Source organism: Leptospiraceae bacterium, from assembly GCA_024233835.1.
Taxonomy (GTDB): domain Bacteria; phylum Spirochaetota; class Leptospiria; order Leptospirales; family Leptospiraceae; genus JACKPC01.
In genome coordinates, this window is record JACKPC010000009.1 from 1 (window position 1) to 19,814 (window position 19,814).

Consider the following 19,814-nt stretch of genomic DNA (forward strand, 5'->3'; position numbering starts at 1 on the left):
CCATATCTATTTTGACTACGAATGGCAGGGCAAGAAGCGAAAAGTCGATGTGGTGACGGATAAGTTCTACAGACCGGTCAGGCTGGTGTTTAGGGATTAGAGGTTAGCGGTTAGCTGTTGGCTTCGATATTAAAAGCGTTGTGACGGTTCCTGGGCAAAGGACAGCAACCGAGCCATATTGTGCAGGCAAAGCACATTCCAGCCTGTGCCGTTTTTTTTATTCATTCGGTCGAATCTCATAATATTTTAATTTTTTCTTGTTGCAAAATAAAGAAAAGTCTCATAAACAGAAAAAACAAGTGTATAATTTTGTTATTACTATTAAATAAACTAATTTCGAAATTATATCTTATAGGATAGTTCAGGATACTTATATGCTCTTAGCGAAAAATAAAGTTAAAAATATACTTATTTCTACCCTTTTTCTATTTTTTTCTGCCTGCCTACCCCCAACTCCGCCTTTTAAGGCTAATTTATTGATTCCCATTGCGATGCAAGCACTACCTGAACCCAGCATTAGCCTATCTCACTCCGCAATTCAGGTAAATGAGTCAGGAACCAGCATAAATGTATCCTTAACTTTAAGTGATAAGCCCTCTTCTGATGTTCTCATATCCTCTATCAAATCCTCCAATACAACCGAAGTTCAGGTATCTCCCGGCAGTGTGATTTTTACAGAAGCTGATTGGAATCTACCCAAAACCATTCAAATTACAGGTCTGGATGACTCCATTCAGGATGGTAACACCACTGCTTATATAACTTTTTCAAATAGCACTTCAAAGGAAGAGCGCTTCTCCGGGATTCAAATTTCACAGTTGAAAGTTATTAATGTAGACAATGATACAGCCGGTTTAAGCATTTTACCCCAAGGCGCCACGACTACTACAGAGAGCGGAGGTTCGGCTGGTTTTTCGGTCGTTTTGAACTCACAACCCACAGCATCCGTGACAATTTCCAGCATTACTTCTTCCAATCTATTCGAAGGAACGGTCTCTCCTTCCAGTTTAAGTTTTGATACTACAAACTGGAATATCCCCCAAACATTTACTGTAACCGGAATCGATGATGATTTTATGGATGGAATCGTTGAGTATTCTATCCTCCTTTCCGGTATCCAGAGTTCCGATTCGAATTATAATGGGCTTCCGGCCTTAAGTCAAAAAGTTCAGAATACAGATAATGATTCAGCCGGTGTAACACTCAGTAGCACTTCTATCAATGTGACAGAAAATGCAGGTTTTGCCAGTTTTACCGTAGTCCTAAATTCAAAGCCCTATGCAAATGTAAGCATACCGATAAGCCTTCCCAATCTTTCTCCTATCAGTACCAATGTGACACAACTCACCTTTACCCCTGATAATTGGAGTATTCCTCAAACCATTGAGGTAAGTGCTCCTGATGACAGTATACAGAGAGAGCCGGGACCTTACACAATAAGTCTCGGTACCGCTACGAATTATGAAAATATCGATGTGGCGGATGTTTCAGTCAGCCTTACGGACAATGATACAGCCTCAGTTCTGGTTCAGGGTAATACCGGGGGAACTACAGAAGCCGGAGGAACCAAAACCTATACTGTAAGCTTGAATACAGAACCCATGGCAGATGTAAGTATCAGTATTATCTCAAGTGATACGACTGAAGGAACGGTTTCTCCTTCCAGCTTAACCTTCTCATCTACCTGTCCCGGAGCAAACTGCTGGTCGTCTACTCAGAGTTTTACCGTTACGGGAGTAGATGATAATATAGATGATGGCAATATAAGTTACTCTATTCAGTTTAGCATTAACTCCACAGATCCTATCTATAATAGTCTGAATGTTCCCGTGTTAAATCTTACAAATACAGATAATGATACCAAAGGCTATATAGTTGAAAACTATACTTCCAACCAGGTGGGCACCTCATATACATTCACCGGAAATGCGACCAGGAGTGATTTTGGTTTACTCAGTGCCGATACGGGAGCCGGTTCCAGTCTCAGGCTTAAATTAAGAACAGAACCTACAGAAACTGTGACTTTAAACTTTTCTATTGTTCAGAATGATGGCTCGGCCTTTACCAGTCCTCCGGCTTATGTTTCTCCTTCGAGCATCAGCTTTACAGCAGCCAATTATTCAACACATCAAATAGTAAACTTAGTAGGTCAGTATAATGGAATCGATACCTATCAGCAATTCAGAGTGAAAATTACTTCATCCAGCCTCGATTCGAACTATAACGGGCATACTATGAACTTGAGTAATTCAAATAGTTGTCCCAGCAGTACTGGTGTTTCTAAAGTAATCGCCTGTAAAAATAGCACAAGCCCGCAAACCGATGAGAACGGGCTTACATCCGAGTTTTTCTTGATTGCATCTCAGGCTCCTACAAGCGATGTGGTTTTTCCCATACAAAGCCTCGACACTACCGAAGCCAGTGTATCTAGCCCTACAATAACTCTTAATTCAACAAACTGGAATATTTTTGATAATTCAAATAAGATAACAGTAACCGGGCTTTCGGATGATTTATTGGATGGAGATATAAGCTACACAGTCGCCATTCAAGCCGATACTACAACTTCCGATACTTTTTTTAACGGCTTTGATCCTGCTGATGTAAGTCTTACAAATACCGACAAAAATACGGCTGTTGTTTTAAGTACAACGGGATGGTTATATACTTCCGAATCCGGAGGTACAGCCAGTCTCGGGTTTAAATTGGGTGCAAAACCTACAAATGGATTTACAGTAACACTTCCCCTGAGTAGTTCCAATACAGCCGAGGGGACCCTCTCTCAGTCCAGTCTAAGCTTTAATGATACAAATTGGAATACCTATCAGTATATTACTATTACCGGTGTAGACGATACCATTGCAGATGGAAGAAAAGACTATCTTGTTGTAACGGGAGCTTTATCCTCCTCGGATCCTATAAACTTATTCAATGGAGTAGATCCGGCAGATGGAAAAGTAAGAAATAATGATGATGATAAGATCATTTTTATTAGCAACGCTTCCTATAATGGCAATTTGGGGGGTGTTAGCGGAGCCGATGCGAAATGCAATAGCGACTCGGCTAAACCTTCTAATATACCCAATACTTATAAAGCTTTGCTTGTTGATGGAGTTTCAAGACAGGCAAGTTTAAGTCCCAATACGGGAGATTCGAAAATTAATTGGGTTTTACTCTCTAATACAAATTATTTCCGGGCGGATGGAACTACAAAAATAGGAACCACAACAGCAGCGGGCCTTTTTAATTTTGATATGGATGCTTCTTTCGGGACTGCTCTTGCAGCTGACTGGACGGGTTTAAACTCAGATTGGACGAGCCATACCCAGCACTGTACAAATTGGTCTTCTGATGCAAATACAGAGAATGGCTCTTCCGGAAGTGTTCTTTTTAACACAGAATGGTCTATTCGACTTCTCTCCTCAGGTTGTGATACTAGCAAAAGACTTATCTGTGTCCAGCAGTAAAGATTTGTTATGGAACACACTTAATCTTTTTCATTTTTCAGTGCCTTCGGAAAGAACGGTCCGTTTCTCTTCAGAAATAATATAGCCAATAACTTTATTGGCTACCGGAGTTCCCTTTTTCACGGTTCCGCTGATAAGAAGTTTACTTCCGCGTTCGGGAGCCGGTAAATTCTTGGTAAAAATCCAGATAGACTCTTTTTCATTCTCAAATATACGATATATAGCCCCCCTCCTCCAAAATACGGGAACCTTATCTGTAACTAAACCTCGAACCTGAACCGTTTGACCTTCATAGCTTTCCGGTTTTTCATTGAGTTCTTTGATGGAGGTTTCAGTATGTACCGGGATAGTTTTACAACTTGAAATAATCATTAGAAATATTATATATATAAATCTTCGCATATTTAACTCCTTTTTTTACCTGCTTTACTTCTCATAGCTTTAAAATAAGGGTGCTCATCCAGGATAAGATGACTCGCAACTCCGAATAAGAAGGAGAAATAATAGGGAACTCCAAAATAGATCAGGTTACGATATTCATAGATATGCACATCGATTAGAAATTCACCGGCAACAAAAGAAGGTGCTAAAAGTGGAAGACCCACGATAAATGTCCAGAATTTGGAATGAGTCCATCCCCTGTGCTTACTTACTGCCGGAAGCATAGTAAATAGACCGAAAAGGGCAGCTTCGAGGTAGTATTTAAAAACAAAGATAAGTAAAACATCTATTATGAAAAATAGTACATAAATAATAATTCGGCTGGTACTTCCCACATCGGTGTCAGGCCATAAGGCTCCGAAAAGACATAGCCCGATAAAAATTGGAAATTCTACCCAGGCAAAACTTGTACTGAACACCTGGATAATTAAAAGCAGAAGAATATAAATACCGGCAGCAACAATACCACCTTTTGTATGACCTTCAAAACCGGACATAAGGTTACCTCTATAGTTTTATTGTACAGGCTTATTCAAATAAGCCTTCAAATCAAAAGCTTCATTATGTTTAATACTGATTCTATCTGTAATTTTTCTCATAACTGCCGGAACTTTCACTTCAAATTCTGACTGATACAAATAGCTCTCTGCGAGAACATTACATTCCTTTTCCGATAAACTTTTGTAAAATTCAGATGTAGCTTTTAAACGTTTACATTCCGTGCTTATATCAGCCTTAGAAATTTTAATTCCCTGTTTTGCGACATGAAACAAATACATCCGGGTTAAGGTTTGTAGATCGGATAAATCAAGTAAAGAACGGATATCCGACCTGGTATTGTAATTTTCAATTTCTGAATAATGTTGCAACATTACAAACAGTTTCAAATTGTTAAATACACTTACCCTATCAAATTTTTCTTTATAAATCTGAAACTCTACCGGAATTTCTCTTCCTTTCATATTCGCTATAACTTCCAGACTGTTTTCAGTAACACCCTGTAAATCACTAAAAGAAGTGAGTTCTGTATTGTAGTAGTTAATAAAATCATTAGCACGAATTTCTCTTGTTCCAACCCGAACGAGTAAGGGGTTTTCTTTATTCTCTCCGATTCTATTAAGGTTTCTTAGTATATTCTCAATATCTAAAGAATCATTTTGCTCGATACTAACTCCTTCTCGCAAATGATTTAGATAAGCCGAGAAAACAACACCGGATTTTTTTTGTCTAACAACGGTTCTTCCGATAGCCAAACAAATACTATTATCAATTTTTTTATACGTTTTCTTTTCCTGCCGAATGAAGGAACATTCTTTCTCTGCTTCTTCTTTTTGTATATTCAGACTCTTATTAATTTTTTCCTGAAGAAAATAATTAGCCGCAGTTTGTAATCGCAGGTGCTCCAGGGTTTTCCGGGTATGGGCTTCTCCGACAAAACCACTTTTCTCTGCATCTGCTTGAACCATTAGCATTTGTCGATAAGAAAGGTAAAAATTCGGTTTATTAAACTGCATCTGAAAATTTTTATACTCCGGAGGTAAGGAGGTCTCAGGGCTTCTTACCAGCAGATAAAAATCCTCAGGATCCATATTCCGGGTTCTGGCAAAAGAATCAAGGGCTCGAATATAGGCTTTTTCAAAACTATTGACCGTCAGCTTTTTTCCGGCAATATCTTCAATGAGACTTGTATCTTCAGAGGCAGAAGGCTGAACATACCCGGACTTTGAACAGGAAAAAAGAAAAAGTGCCCAGAGGACAAAAAGAAAAAGAGACGAGCTATTTAAAATTTGCATGATTTTCTTTTTTATAGATGGGGATAGCTTTGTCAAATCCCAAAAAACTTTCTCGCTCAAACAAATAAAATCATTGAACACAAATACGCCCTTACTTATTGTACTCAGTAACTTATGTTAGAGTTTTTTAAACACAATACTATTCTTCTCCTTTTTTTGGTAATCGCCATCGGTTACCTTGTAGGCAAAATTCGAATCAAGGGTTTTAGTCTGGGGGTTTCAGCCGTATTATTCGTAGGATTGGCCTTTGGTTCTTTACACCCGGATTTCAAGGTTCCGGACATAATCTATGTAATTGGACTCATCTTTTTTGTATATACTATTGGTCTACAATCCGGTCCGAGTTTCTTTGCTTCTTTAAACCGACAGGGAATTGCCTATAATGTAAGCGTTGCCGGAATCCTCTTACTCTCTTCATTGATTACCATAAGTTTCTATTACTTTGTTCCGGGTCTTCAAAATGGCTCTATCCTTTCCGGCTTATACTGCGGCTCTTTAACGAATACACCGGCTCTTGCAACCGTTGTAGATACCATTAAAAATATGTATCCGAACCTTAGTGGAGCACAATTAGACCAGAAACTTTCCGAACCAGTTATCGGGTATTCGGTAGCCTATCCTTTCGGTGTCATCGGTGTAATTCTTGGCTTTCAATTGTTCAAAAAACTCTTCTCCATCAACCTGCAAGAAGAGTCCGAAAAAATAGCAAGAACTATGGGGCTCGGTGGAGAAGAACTGGAAAATGAAGATGTGCTTGTAAGTAATCCAAAAATTTTTGGCTGGCTGGTAAGGGAAATTTTCAAAGCCAAGGATTTAAAAGGATTAATCCTTTCTCGTATAAAACATAAAAACTCAGAGAATATTGAAATTGTTACAGGAGAAACCGTTTTAGAGGAAGGAGACATTTTAACCATGGTAGCCCCCAGGAAAATCCTCGATGAAGTCACTCCTATTTTTGGCCCCAGGGTAGATACCAGGTTACACGTTCAGAGAGACAACCTCGATTACCGTCGAATTGTTGTTTCTAACCCGGAGGTAATCGGTATTCCCCTGGGAGAGCTGGATTTACATAAAAAACTTCAGGCCACCATCACCAGGGTAAAACGTGGGGATATAGATATTATACCTACAAATGAAACTGTTTTACAGGCCGGAGATAGAATTCGAGTAGTAGCTTCCAGAAAAGATCTGGATACCGTCGGAAAGTTTTTCGGAGATTCCTTTCAATCGATTGCTCATATTGATTATATTAGTATTTCCATAGGTATTGCTCTCGGACTTTTAGTAGGTCTAATTCCCATTCCTATGCCGGGTGGCACATTTCACCTCGGTTTTGCGGGAGGACCTTTAATTGTAGCTCTTATCCTCGGAAAAATTGGAAGAACAAGGGGAATTGTTTGGACCATGTCATATAACGCCAATCTTACCCTGAGACAAATGGGAGTGGTACTTTTTCTCGCAGGAATCGGTTTAAAAGCCGGTTACTCATTCGGGAAGAATGTGGAAGCCTATGGTCTTGTGATATTAATATCGGGTATGGTGGTTACCTTTGTAAATGCTTCTCTCATGATGCTTATAGGTCTTAGAGTTTTAAAAATCCCCTTCCCCCTTTTAATGGGAATTATTTCCGGAATGCAAACTCAACCGGCTGTCCTTGCTTATTCTAATGATGAGGTGAAGAATAATGCGCCGAACCTTGGATACGCTATGGTCTTTCCTACAGCCATGATAATTAAAATTTTATTAGCCAGGATTATTTTAAAAGTCCTTTCTTAATAGAGGAAAAAATGATACAGAAAGAAAATGAAGCTATAGAGAAATCAGCAAAAAAACCTTTTTTCTCGATTTCAAAAAATTCCGGAACTACAACTCCTCAATTTAAAGTAGAATCACAGAAGATTCTATTAGAAACCTTCACTTCTAATTTGAAACTGGCAGTGATAGCCATGTATATGGCTATGTTCTTATATGCTTATATGGTATATACCTATATACCTTCCGACATGCTTCAGAACTGGATATTGTATATCATTCCTCCTGCATTTTTTACTTTTTTGATAGTCTTTATTTTTGAAAGAAAAATATCCTCTATGTTTTGGAGAGAATTTTTTCTGATTACCGGTGTTGTCATGACTCTATTCGTAATCGGTCTTTTTTTCTTTGAAGTCGTACGCATAAGTAAAAATATCGCGATTGCTCTTGCTACTCATTCACTTATGGTTGGAATCATCGGTGCCGCTGCATTTTCCTTTTCTGCCAGCAAGTATGCTTTCTTATTATCTGCTACTGCTCTTTCAGGACCCAGCTGGTACTATTTATTATTTGAAAATACGGAAGAAACCTATCATATTCTTGCCCTAATGCAGGTTGTATATCTTCTTGTCTTACTTTATTTTAGTAGGAAAGATTATCGACAGAGAAAAGATTTGATTCTCACCCGCTATTCTTTGGCTGAAGAAAAAAGCCTGGTTGAAAAACAATCACTGCAATTACAGAATACCCTGGATGAAGTTCACGGCCTAAAAAAGAAACAGGATGGAGATTACTTTTTAACCTCTCTTCTACTCCGACCTTTAGGTGTAAATAGAACCAAAACCGAAGAATTGGAAATTTCATTTCTAATACGCCAGAAAAAGCAGTTTAAATTTGAAAAATGGGAAAGAGATATTGGTGGAGACATTTGTATATCTCATACAATAAAATTACAGAATAAGACATTTACTGTATTCTTAAATGCAGATGCTATGGGTAAATCCATACAGGGTGCCGGTGGAGCTATTGTACTGGGAGCTGTATTCCAATCGATTATAGAAAGAACAAAAATTTCAAGAACCTATTATGAAAAACCTCCCGAACGCTGGCTAAAAGATGCCTTTTTGGAGTTACATGCAGTTTTTGAAAGTTTTGAAGGTTCCATGCTTATCTCCCTGGTTCTGGGTCTGGTGGAAAATACAAGCGGTATCTTATACTTTATTAATGCAGAACACCCCTGGACCATTCTTTACAGGGATGAAAAGGCTTCATTTTTAGATAATGAAGATTCTCTGTTTTTTAGAAAACTGGGAACTACCGGTATGGATGGATCTATTCATATCGGCACATTTCAACTGAAAAAGGGAGATATACTCATCCTCGGTTCCGACGGCAGAGATGATATATTATTATTAAATGATAATGGTGAGAAATCTATAAACAATAACTCGGATTTGATCTTGAGATTAACAGAAGAAGCAAAGGGAGAGTTACAAAACCTGTATAATAATATTGCCGCAACAGGTGAGTTAACCGATGATATTTCCCTTCTACGATTGGAATACAAGAAAGATCTGGAAGCCCAGGCAGTAGCAAATGAAAAAGAATACCCGGTTCCAAATTATGTGAGAGAGGTAAGGGAATTACTTATTGAAAATAAGATAGAAGAAGCAAGAAAGATTATAACCAAAGAAAATCCAACTGAAGTGAAAGGCTATAAAACAAGTAAATACCTGGCACAGATCTATTATAAATTGAAAGATTACCAGAGAGCGGCTCACTTTTCAGAAGAATACTCTAATATTTATCCGAATAATACAAGATTCTTATTTTTGACTTCATACTGTTATAGAAAAATTGGAAATCTTGAGAAAGCTGTAGAGTATGCAGAAAGAGTAAGGCTTCGAAACCCCGATGATATAATTAACTTATTGCATCTGGCGGACACTTATCTTGAGTTATATAATTACGAGAGAGCGGAAAAATACTTACGAAAAGTCTTAGATAAGGAACCAGAAAATCAAACAGCTATACAGTTGAGTAAAGATGTAATGTATTCTTAAGTGTAAATGAAGAGGAATACTATATTACAGTAGACAATTTCATTTATTTATATATTACTGGAAAAATGAAAAAAGAAACAGAAACCAGAACAAAAATCATGGAGACAGCCTTCAGGTTATTTTATGAAAAAGGTTACTCAGAAACCGGAATAAATGAAATTTTAAACGATTCATCCAGTTATAAAAAATCTTTTTATACACATTTTTCCTCTAAAACAGAATTAGGAATTATGTATATTCAAAGCATAGAACATGAATTACTTAACTTAACAAATAGACTCTTAACAAAGTACTCGAAATTTAATGATTTTCTTGAAGCCTGGTTAAAAATAATAAAGAGAAAACTTTCAAAAAACTATTCACTGGGCTGCCCCCTTGTCAATATGCCTGTAAATTCTTCGGACTTAACAAAAGAAGTGCGTTCCTCTTTCACGAAATTAAAGGAACCCTTCATTAAATATTTCCTGAATCATTATAAGCTATCTCATAAACAAGCAAAAGAGATAAGTGAAGAGATACTATTTTTATATGAAGGTGCCATGAACTCTTACAAGTTAGATCCCAATCCCAGATATTTCAATTACATGGAAAAGTTCCTGAATCATATCGCAAAAGATTTAAACTCTCATGACTCGACAAACTCAACATCCTCCTAATAGTTAACGTATTATAAAAAACTACTATTTCCCGACAAAAACTGCTGTCCGTTTTTCTATGAAAGATTTTACTCCCTCTTTGCCATCTTCAGTTTGTAGCAATTCAAGAGCTTTTGGGCTTAATTCTTTTATCGCTTCTGCCTCTCCTTTACTAAGATACTTTCGTGCATTAGCTATTACCGCTTGAACCGCCAGAGGTGCCTGCAAAGCAATCTTCTCAGCAAGTTGTATGCCGCGATTTAGCAGTTCTTTTTTTTCCACCACCTCCTGTATAAGTCCCATTCGAAGGGCTTCATCAGTACCAAAGTCATCGCCCGTTAAAAGATAGCGCATAGTATTTCCCCAACCCGAAGCAGTTAAAAAGCGAAATGTTGCTCCACCAAAAGGTAAAATCCCCTTCTGAACCTCCATCTGTGAAAACCGGGTTCTTTCCGCTGCAATCGTAATATCCGATGCCAACATAAGTTCTATCCCAAGAGTTAAACAAAATCCATGTACAGCACAAACAATAGGTTTGGTTCGAACTCTTTCTGAAAAACCAACAGCCACCGGATCCACATTGTTTTCGGAAAATTTCAATTTGCCTTCTGCCAGCAAAGCCTGACTCACAGTATCAAGTTCAAGGCCAAAAGTAAAATGTTTACCACTGGCATAAATTACAGCACATCTTGCAGTTTTATCATCTTCATACTCTGTATAGGCATCGCTTAATTGCTGGATCATTTCCATATTAACCGCATTACGTACTTCGGGCCTATCCAGGCAGATCAAAAAAATATGCCCTCTTCTTTCTGTTGTGATATAGGGTTTGTTTGACATCTTCTTTACCTCTATTGATAAAATTCCAAAGTAGACCAATCGGTCTACTAAAACCATATTGGAAAAAGTAGACAATTTAGTCTACTATAAAATATTTACAATAGAAAATATTACAACCTTCCATTCGGATAGATACGGGTTTACTTTGAGAAAACTTGATTACATGATTACTCGTGGTTAATTTTTTTTAGTAATTTGTGATTTTTGTTAAAAACATAAAGCTCATAGCTGATACCTTCGAACGAGTAAACTTTTTCTACTGTAAGAAGATAGTTTTTATATAAGTCTGCATAGGTAGCTTGTAGATGCTCAGGTAGTTCTTCAAATTGAATTGCGTGTTCAAACTCAAAACCTTCTTCAAATCGAAACTCTACAATATAAAGAATTGAGCTCCAATGAAGTTGACCGTCAATACCACCTTCCAAATATTTTAACCTAATTTGGGGATTATTCCTGGTAATAATATTGACTGAAGCACTATGAAGCATAATAGTACCGGACAGTACCATAGCAACATGACCGATTTGTTTAAAAAGGGAAGTCGAAATTTTTTTAATAATTGATTTACCTGCCAGAGCAACCAGGATAGCTGCAATAGCCATAACAATACCCATTTTGAATACAGCTATATTTATCAAACCAATGAAAGCATACAGAATAAGTTTAAATACATGTAGGGTGATTTCATTAGCAGCACGGGTTGCTATTACTGCATCTTTGTTTAAACCACAACGATAATAAAAGCGATTAAATAAAACACCAACAGCACCAATTAGAGCTGAAATTAGACCGGCAATGAATCCTGCTAATACAATACTTGTCATGCTAACCGGTTTTGTAATAGCATCATCAATAGTTTTTCGGGAAAAAAGAAGCAAAGGCAAGTTGGATACTAAGAACAAACCGATAAACAGTTCAACAAGATTGGTATTGATGTTCGCTAAGAGCCATACTCCCAGTGCAGCACCAGGTAATGATGCAGGAACAAATCCTTTGACAATGCGTTTGTCAACGAGTTCACGAAACAAGGCCAATTTGCTAATGGTACTGCTTAGGGTTCCTATCGTTAGTGCTGCTGGTACTCGAGTAGCAGGTAAAAATACACCAAGTAATGGAATCAATAATAAGCCACCTCCACCACCAGCAACTATGGCAATAGTAAATGCAAAGAGAGCTACAAAAAAAATAATCAGGTATAGACTTAGTTCCATAATTTCTAAAGATATAAGCTATCTAACCCGGTTCAACTTCTTCACTATTTCCAGTGAAATTACTTCAGACAAATAAGCAGTCTTATCTTCAAACAACTCAGTATTACAACCTTCCGTTCGGGCAAATGATATACCGAATAGGATTTCCGTTTCTATGATACAAGTTTTCAAGACAATCATTTACTTCTTCCAGAGGATGGTGTGAAGTAATAGATTTTTTTAAGTTCAATTTTCCCTGTGTGTATAAATCGATAAGTTCCGGAATACTTCTTCTGTCACAACCATAAGAGCCAATAATACTGATTTGTTTTTCCACCATCATCAGCGGAAAAGGGATTTCGAGTGAATTTTTTCCGATTCCGACCATCACCATACGTCCTCCTGAATTCATAGCCCGAAGACTATCTCGAATATTTGCATAGTGGCCGGAAAAATCACAGACCAGATCCACTCCATTAGTCAGCTCTCTTAGAAGTTTACCGGAATGTTTAATTTCTTTCAGATTAAGTACTTCATCGGCTCCTAATGAATAAGCATTTTCCAGAGCTCCTCTATCTACATCGAAGGCAATGACTTTTGACGCTCCCAGAACCTTAGCTAAAAGTACCGCATGGATACCAAGTCCACCACAGCCAAATATAGCTACAACTTCTCCCGCGTCTATCTTCCCGGCATATTTTAGAGCATGATAAGGCGTAGAAACTGCATCAGCAAGAATCGCTCCCTCATCAAATGGAATTGTCTCCGGTAGATGGATTAAATATCTATCCTGAACCATAATCTCTTCTGCAAAAGCTCCATCCGAATCAACTCCGAGCACTCCCACTTCCGGACAAAGGTTCCAGAGTCCTTTCTCGCAAAACTTGCAATGTCCGCAGCTGGTTCCCGCAGCAATCACAACCCTTTCTCCCTTTTTAAAGCGGCTTACCCCTTCTCCCACCGAAACTACAATACCTGAGGCCTCATGACCGAGAGTGAGTGGATAATGCTTTAACTTTATTTGCTTATGAACCGTTAGATGCACATCGGAACCACAGACTCCGCAGCATTTAATATTCACCTTAACCTCATTTTTTCCGGGTTGTGGTAGTGCTTTTTCTTCAATTTGTAAATGGGTTTGATTTTTATGTAAAACAGCTGCTCTCATAGGTTTTCTCTAAATCCATAATTTAATTCTATCACAACAATTCAAGTCAAGCTTCAGTTAAAACAAAATGCTTTTATAGATTCTTATCAGGATGTTTAGGAAATAATTTTTGTAATATAGGCTTGTATAGAATTTAATATTTCTTCAGCAGAAATTATAGATTCTTCGGCTAAAGTTTTATTAATATCAGAATCTATATCATAATCACCTTCCTCACGAATTTCAAAAAGTTTGTATATTTTTTTTCCAAAAGCTTTTGGAAAAATTCCTGTATTTATAAACTCTTTATTGAAACTACCTAAAGTTTGATTATGAGAAGAAAACGATAGCTCTTTCGTTAGTAAAGCTGAACAAATTGCGTGATAGACCGAGTAATATGCTCTTGAAACAGCATCATCATACTGAGAATACTGAAAGTTTGTTTTCCCTGCATATAACTTTGCTTCCGCTTTCAAAAGGTGTTTTTTGATTTCAATAAGATTCATAAAAGAACAATTCCATCATTCTGGATATTTTTCCCGAGAGAGAAGTCTTTTTTGGTTTCCCATTCTTCTTCATCCCAAATGATACATGATGCAAGTTTTTCAAAAACATCAAGGACTTCATAACCTATATCATATATTAGTTCTTTTATTTGTAAGTTTTTCTTCTTTAAGATTATTAGGAAATCATAATCGGAATGCTTAAAAAAATCTCCTCGAGCACGAGAACCGTATAGTATTACATTTTTCAGATTTTCTGATATATTTTTTTTTAGTTCATTCAAAAAAAAGATTACTATTTCATCCTGTTCAGGTTTATAGAATGAAGTTTCCAAAATGATTTACCTTCTATAGTCTCATTTTAATTCTTAAAAATAGTTTTGTCAAGTAACTTCTTTTGTATTCTTTATCACTTAGGAATGGGATTATGCACTTACAAAAGGTATATAGTTGAAAGTAAACAAATTACCTCTTAAAAAGGATATACGATAGATTTTCATTTCGAGAATAAAATACTTGCCCTTGCAGCCGGTACATAAACCCTATCAGGAGACTCAAAGTAAGGGAGAGATTCAATATATGCATATATCAAAGATTTTAGAAGAAAAAAAGCCCTGTTTAAGCTTCGAATTCTTTCCTCCCAAGACAGAAGAAGCTTCTCAGTCTTTATATACCAATATGGCCGAACTGATGCCTTTAAAACCGGGCTATGTCTCTGTCACCTATGGAGCCGGGGGTTCAACCAGGCAACTAACCCATGATCTTCTGGTAAAACTGAAAAAAGAAACAGATCTCACGATTATTTCCCACCTGACCTGTGTGGGTTCCAATAAAGAAGAGACCAAACAAATCCTCGAAAAATATGAAGAAAGCGGCATTACCAATATCATGGCCCTGAGAGGAGATCCTCCCAAAGGTCAGAGCCATTTCGAGCCTGTACCGGGTGGATTTTTATACGCCTATGAACTGGTAGCGTTTATAAAAAAACATTTTCCCTCCATGGGAGTTGGTGTTGCCGGCTTTCCGGAAGGTCATCCCGAAACACCCAATCGCTTGAAAGAAATCGAGTATCTGAAGCGTAAGGTAGATGAAGGAGCCGATTATATCTGCACCCAGCTTTTCTTTGATAATTCAGACTTCTATGACTTCTGTGAACGTTGCGAAATTGCAGGAATAAAGGTTCCGATTATAGCCGGAATTATGCCGGTTACTTCCATGAAAGGACTGAGCCGGATGTCAGAGTTAGCCCTGGGTTCCAGAGTCCCCGCCAAGCTTTTGCGTTCTTTGATGCGAGCCGAATCGGAAGAGTATGTAGAGAAAGTTGGACTTCACTGGGCCACCGAGCAGGTTCGAGACCTTATCGACCATAAAGTTCGGGGCATTCACTTCTACACACTGAATCGCTCCCGCTCCACCATAAAAATATATGAATCTATAGGCATTAAAGACTCAGAGGCTCTTGTTTCCCGCTAAAAAGAATTTTCCCTGTCTTGAAATTCAATCTTACACCTTAGAAGAAAAGTTCTGGCAGGGGAATTTTACGGAAGATCTGGAGATATACGGTGCTTATGATTATACCTTTTTCTTTCGCAGTGGATCTAAAACCCAAAACGATTTTCAGGCTGTCCTTGCTTTTTCTCCTCATGTAATTTTTTCCTTTAATGCCGAAGGCGTTCTTGTGAAAGAAAAAACCTCCTGCTACCTCCTTGAGGAGGAGGAAAGCTCCATTCAAAGGAAAATATTAGATAGTTTTAATACATCAGAATTCCCTGCCCCGGTTTCAAATTGCTGTCTTGCCGGGCTTTATTCCTATGAGTATGGAAGATACCTGCATGGTTTAATATCCAATGCTGAATTCACTTCTCCTGCCTGGATACTCGCCTGCTATAATACCTATTATTTTTATAATATTCAAACTCGTACAAAAACCTGTATTCAACTGAACTATAAAATTCCTGGAAAAATACTCAGAAAAAATTCAAAATTCAATTTTAATAAAAACTTTAAATTGCAAAATCCTATCTCCAGTGAAAATGAGAATACTTATATACAAAAAGTAAAGAAGGTCAAAGATTATATACGCAGTGGCAATGTATATGAACTCAATCTTTCCAGAAAAATCGAAGCAGAGTTCTCCGGTTCTCCCATTTCTTTATTTTTAAAATTATACCAGATAAATCCGGCTCCCTTTTCAGCCTATTTTTTATTAGAGGAAGAATGTGTAGTCTCTAATTCACCGGAATCCTTCCTATATGCAGAAGGGAAAAAAATAGAAACAAGACCGATAAAAGGAACTATACAAAGAGCCAACAAAAAAAAGAAAGATAAAGCCAACAGACGTTCCCTCTACTTTTCTCAAAAAGATCAAGCGGAACTTTATATGATCATTGATCTCTTACGTAATGACCTGGGTAAAGTTTCTAAATTTGCTTCTGTAAAAGTAAAAAAAAGAAAAAAAATGGAATCCTTTGCTAACGTACACCATCTATTGGGAGTAATTGAAGGAATTCTTAAACAAGAATATTCTTATATTGATTTATTACTGGCCTGCTTACCCGGGGGTTCCATTACAGGTTGCCCTAAAAAACGTTGTATGGAAATTATTCATGAGATAGAAAATTTAGAAAGAGGAATCTATACGGGTAGTATAGCCTATTTTAATAAAACAAGTTTAGTAAGTAATATTTTGATTCGCACTGCTTATCTTAAAAATTCGACCTGTAGTTTCCATACCGGAGGAGCTATCACAATCGAGTCTGAGCCTGAAGGAGAATATAGAGAAACCATTTACAAGGCAAATAGCTTCAACAAGTTATTTTCGGTCAGCGATTAGGTAAAATCTTTTCCCACTTTTTCAGGATATGCTGCAAATTCTCAACCTCAAGGGGTTTGGAGATATAATCATTCATTCCTTTAGCTAAATACTTCTCTTTATCTCCAGCCAGGGCATTCGCCGTCAGGGCTATTATAATAGGAAAGCTACCTCCATAAGTCTTGCGAATTTGTTCCGTAGTTTCAAGTCCATCCAGAATAGGCATTTGGATATCCATAAAAATAATATCAAACTTTTCATTCTCCATCAGTTCTAAAACTTCCTGACCATTTTGGGCCAAAGTAATCGAATAACCCATTTTTTTAAAAACTTTCTTTGCCAGGATACGATTTATCTCATTATCCTCAGCTACCATAATCATAATACTTTGCTCTTTCATATCCGTACTCATCCTGATATTTTTTATCTCACCAGTTTTTTGTTCAGAATACCTGTAACTTCTTATTTCTAAGTCACCGGGCATTTCATAAGAAATAGAAAAGGAAAACACAGAGCCTTTTTTTACCATACTTTCCACCCATATTTCTCCACCCATTAGGTTAACAAGCTTCTTACAAATACTCAAACCCAGACCCGTCCCACCATGTTTTCGTGTAATAGACGAATCGGATTGTGTAAATGGATCAAATATTTTCTCAATATCACTTTTAGAAATTCCTATCCCTGTATCTATAACACTAAAAGATAATTTATTTTCCACTTCCTTTTCTAATTTCACCTGTAAATAAATTTCTCCATTCTCTGTAAACTTAATAGCATTACTTAACAGGTTATTGATAATTTGCTTTAGCCTGGTTGAATCAGCTTTTATGTATTCAGGAACCTCAGATTCTATAGGCATAAGACTTAGCTTATTATTACGTTTTTTTGCTTCCGAGCTAAACAGGGTCACTATTTCCAGCATAGCCGTTTTCAAGTTGAATACAATATTTTCAATCTCCATTTTACCGGATTCAATTTTAGAATAATCTAAAATATCATTTATGATCTTCAATAAATCCTTTGCTCCTATCTTCAGATAATTTAAATATCCGATCTGCTCCTTCGAAAGCTCTGTTGCTTCCAGAAGCTGTGCCATGCCCATCAAAGCATTCATAGGAGTTCGTATCTCATGACTCATATTAGCCAGAAATTCACTTTTTACTTTTAGTGCATTTTCAGCATTTTCTTTTGCTAATATAAGTTTATTCTGGGCAATACCTTTTTCCTCCACCTCATGCCTTAGAAGGACTACGTGTTTGTGAATCTCATCCTGCAAATTGTGTTGTAAATTACTTTCTAAAACCTTTATTCTTCTGGCAATAGCAATAGTGAAAATTAAAGCCTGTAATATATAACTAAGCTTCATTATATTTTTTGTGAATAAGTTATAGGAAGTAAAACCAAAAGAAGTTAAAGAAAGAATGAATATTGAAATAGGGAGAACCAGATTAGAAAATAAAAAAATAAATGCCGGAGAAAAACCTTTCTTATATTGAATTATAGAAATTACAATAACCTCAATACTTATCAGTAAACTCCAGGGATACAATATCTTATTCGTTACGGTAGGCTTATACAGAGCATAAAAAATAAATAAAAAGGTAAATACAATTGAAAAGTTAAGGATATACTCAGTATTGCTACCCTTCTTAATACCCATAAATATCCTGGTAAACAATAGAAGGAAAAGAAAACTCAAGTTTGCAAAAATCAATATAAGAGGAAGATAAAATTTTCCATATTCAGGTTTTAAATAAAATAGTAAAATACCGTCAAAGCCGGTATTATAAAATCCTAAAGAGATAATTAGAAAAATAAAATATATGAAAGAGCGATCTTTCATAACAAAAAAAAGAATTAAATTAAATACAATAATAGAGATAAGAAATCCATAAATAAAAAACAAAAAATGTGCTTTCTGTCGGGATTCCTTTTTAAATTGTCTTGCTGAATAAAGGTTCATAGGAAGTTTCAAACTAACATTAGATTGAATTTCATAAAGAATTAAAATCTTTTCACCGGCTTCAAGTCGAAAAGAATGCAAGGGAAATAGTTCAGTATTACTCCTTAATAAACCCTTTTTATGCTTTTGTATAGATTGATTAGTAAAATTGTATATAAAAATATTAACCTTTTCTATAAAAGGATTATTTAATTCAATTTTTCCTTTAAAAATCGCTTTATTATCATTCTGAATTAAAAATAAAATCCAATATTTAGAATTAGAAAAACCAAGATTTAAATGTCTTACATTGTTTACCTGTGAAAATGGATAATCTTCAGGATGTAAAAGTATTTCCTTAAAATTAAAATTTTTTTGTTTGTCCTCCAATAGATATGCCTGATAAGCCATTTGCTTACCCTGCAATTCCGAAGTATAAATCGTATGAAAGTCAATAACCGGTTTTGCAGTGCCCGCAAAACTACAGAGGAAAAATACCAAACTGAGTATTATTTTAATAAAATAAGACACCGGATTACAGATAGTATTTCTTTTTAAAAAAGTAAAGCTACTTTTATTAGAAAAAAGTAGACAAATTTCAGCTAAGTACACTAGTGAAATTCAGGTTATGAAAATTTATACAAGAAAAGGCGATAAAGGTTTTACAATGCTCGCCTCAGGCGAGAAGGTTTCGAAATCCAATGACTATGTAGAGTTATACGGAACAGTAGACGAGTTAAATTCATCAATAGGGCTTGCTATCTCTTTTTTAAACGAAAATTCTGAGCTAAAAGAGCCTCTTTTAGAAACCCAAAACCTACTTTTTGAACTCGGAGCTGAGCTTGCGGGCTATCGTTCAGAAGAATCTACCGGCCCTTCCATTCAGGAAACTGATGTCTTGTACCTTGAACATAAAATTGATGATCTTCTTTCACACCTGGAACCTATGAGAAATTTCATACTTCCCGGAGGTTCACAAGCTGCTTCCTTTCTTCACATGAGTCGCACGATTTGTAGAAATCTCGAAAGGCTTATGGTTCGTGCCCAGGAAAGTAAGCATGAAATTTTTGAGATTAACCTTTCTTATATTAACCGCTTATCTGATTTTTTATTTGTTTGCGGAAGATATGCCAATCATGAAAACCAAAAAGAAGACATTCGCTGGATATCAAGGAATAAAAAATAAGATTGCCGGATCTGAAGAATAAAACGCTTTTCCTTCTTTT

The 19,814-nt window shown here is 36.5% G+C and carries 16 protein-coding genes; 7 read left to right on the forward strand and 9 right to left on the reverse strand.

Going from position 1 to position 19,814, the window contains the following annotated elements:
* The first annotated feature begins 374 nt into the window (after positions 1 to 374).
* Positions 375 to 3,467 (forward strand): DUF1554 domain-containing protein, encoded by a 3,093-nt coding sequence (locus H7A25_26205; GenBank protein MCP5503420.1) that lies wholly within the window; start codon positions 375 to 377, stop codon positions 3,465 to 3,467.
* Positions 3,468 to 3,497: 30 nt separating this feature from the next.
* On the opposite strand, the gene H7A25_26210 is transcribed toward H7A25_26205, so the two are convergent.
* From H7A25_26210 to H7A25_26220, 3 genes are read right to left on the reverse strand one after another with little or no spacing between them, the layout of a single operon-like run.
* Positions 3,498 to 3,869 carry a hypothetical protein gene (locus H7A25_26210; GenBank protein MCP5503421.1) on the reverse strand — a complete coding sequence of 124 codons (372 nt, stop codon included), beginning with the start codon at positions 3,867 to 3,869 and terminating at the stop codon, positions 3,498 to 3,500.
* A gap of 2 nt (positions 3,870 to 3,871) precedes the next feature.
* The gene (locus H7A25_26215; protein MCP5503422.1) at positions 3,872 to 4,405 is read right to left on the reverse strand and encodes a metal-dependent hydrolase; all 534 of its coding nucleotides are present in this window, start codon (positions 4,403 to 4,405) and stop codon (positions 3,872 to 3,874) included.
* Positions 4,406 to 4,423: 18 nt separating this feature from the next.
* Positions 4,424 to 5,701, reverse strand: coding sequence for a hypothetical protein (locus H7A25_26220; GenBank protein MCP5503423.1), 1,278 nt, complete (start codon positions 5,699 to 5,701; stop codon positions 4,424 to 4,426).
* Positions 5,702 to 5,815: 114 nt separating this feature from the next.
* Here H7A25_26220 and H7A25_26225 point away from each other — a divergent pair, with 114 nt between their 5' ends.
* The 3 genes from H7A25_26225 to H7A25_26235 all read left to right on the forward strand — a co-directional run bounded on the left by H7A25_26225 (position 5,816) and on the right by H7A25_26235 (position 10,172).
* The gene (locus H7A25_26225) at positions 5,816 to 7,477 is read left to right on the forward strand and encodes a transporter (GenBank protein MCP5503424.1); all 1,662 of its coding nucleotides are present in this window, start codon (positions 5,816 to 5,818) and stop codon (positions 7,475 to 7,477) included.
* Between the two features lie 11 nt (positions 7,478 to 7,488).
* Entirely contained in the window at positions 7,489 to 9,516 is a 2,028-nt protein-coding gene (locus H7A25_26230) for a SpoIIE family protein phosphatase (GenBank protein MCP5503425.1), read from the forward strand.
* A gap of 65 nt (positions 9,517 to 9,581) precedes the next feature.
* Positions 9,582 to 10,172: a TetR/AcrR family transcriptional regulator gene (locus H7A25_26235; protein ID MCP5503426.1), complete on the forward strand. Its 591-nt coding sequence runs from the start codon at positions 9,582 to 9,584 to the stop codon at positions 10,170 to 10,172.
* 24 nt (positions 10,173 to 10,196) lie between these two features.
* Here H7A25_26235 and H7A25_26240 read toward each other — a convergent pair whose 3' ends face one another.
* The 5 genes from H7A25_26240 to H7A25_26260 all read right to left on the reverse strand — a co-directional run bounded on the left by H7A25_26240 (position 10,197) and on the right by H7A25_26260 (position 14,166).
* On the reverse strand, positions 10,197 to 10,991 hold the full coding sequence (locus H7A25_26240; GenBank protein MCP5503427.1) for a crotonase/enoyl-CoA hydratase family protein: 795 nt from the start codon (positions 10,989 to 10,991) through the stop codon (positions 10,197 to 10,199).
* 167 nt (positions 10,992 to 11,158) lie between these two features.
* A complete protein-coding gene (locus H7A25_26245) occupies positions 11,159 to 12,202 on the reverse strand; it encodes a sulfite exporter TauE/SafE family protein (protein ID MCP5503428.1) in 1,044 nt (347 codons plus the stop codon).
* A 103-nt stretch (positions 12,203 to 12,305) separates the two neighbouring features.
* On the reverse strand, positions 12,306 to 13,349 hold the full coding sequence (locus H7A25_26250) for an alcohol dehydrogenase catalytic domain-containing protein (protein MCP5503429.1): 1,044 nt from the start codon (positions 13,347 to 13,349) through the stop codon (positions 12,306 to 12,308).
* Between the two features lie 95 nt (positions 13,350 to 13,444).
* A complete protein-coding gene (locus H7A25_26255; GenBank protein ID MCP5503430.1) occupies positions 13,445 to 13,834 on the reverse strand; it encodes a HEPN domain-containing protein in 390 nt (129 codons plus the stop codon).
* Entirely contained in the window at positions 13,831 to 14,166 is a 336-nt protein-coding gene (locus H7A25_26260; protein MCP5503431.1) for a nucleotidyltransferase domain-containing protein, read from the reverse strand. Before H7A25_26260 ends, H7A25_26255 begins: the two co-directional genes overlap by 4 nt.
* Before the next feature lie 244 nt (positions 14,167 to 14,410).
* On the opposite strand from H7A25_26260, the gene metF reads away from it, so the two are divergent.
* Both metF and H7A25_26270 read left to right on the forward strand, forming a co-directional pair.
* The gene (gene metF, locus H7A25_26265; GenBank protein MCP5503432.1) at positions 14,411 to 15,304 is read left to right on the forward strand and encodes a methylenetetrahydrofolate reductase [NAD(P)H]; all 894 of its coding nucleotides are present in this window, start codon (positions 14,411 to 14,413) and stop codon (positions 15,302 to 15,304) included.
* Positions 15,291 to 16,664: an anthranilate synthase component I family protein gene (locus tag H7A25_26270; GenBank protein MCP5503433.1), complete on the forward strand. Its 1,374-nt coding sequence runs from the start codon at positions 15,291 to 15,293 to the stop codon at positions 16,662 to 16,664. The genes metF and H7A25_26270 overlap by 14 nt, the downstream gene beginning before the upstream one ends.
* Here the strand turns inward: H7A25_26270 and H7A25_26275 are convergent.
* Positions 16,654 to 18,999, reverse strand: coding sequence for a response regulator (locus H7A25_26275; GenBank protein MCP5503434.1), 2,346 nt, complete (start codon positions 18,997 to 18,999; stop codon positions 16,654 to 16,656). The genes H7A25_26270 and H7A25_26275 overlap by 11 nt on opposite strands.
* Before the next feature lie 217 nt (positions 19,000 to 19,216).
* Between H7A25_26275 and H7A25_26280 the strand changes: the two genes are divergently transcribed.
* Positions 19,217 to 19,774, forward strand: coding sequence for a cob(I)yrinic acid a,c-diamide adenosyltransferase (locus H7A25_26280; GenBank protein MCP5503435.1), 558 nt, complete (start codon positions 19,217 to 19,219; stop codon positions 19,772 to 19,774).
* Positions 19,775 to 19,814 lie beyond the last annotated feature (40 nt).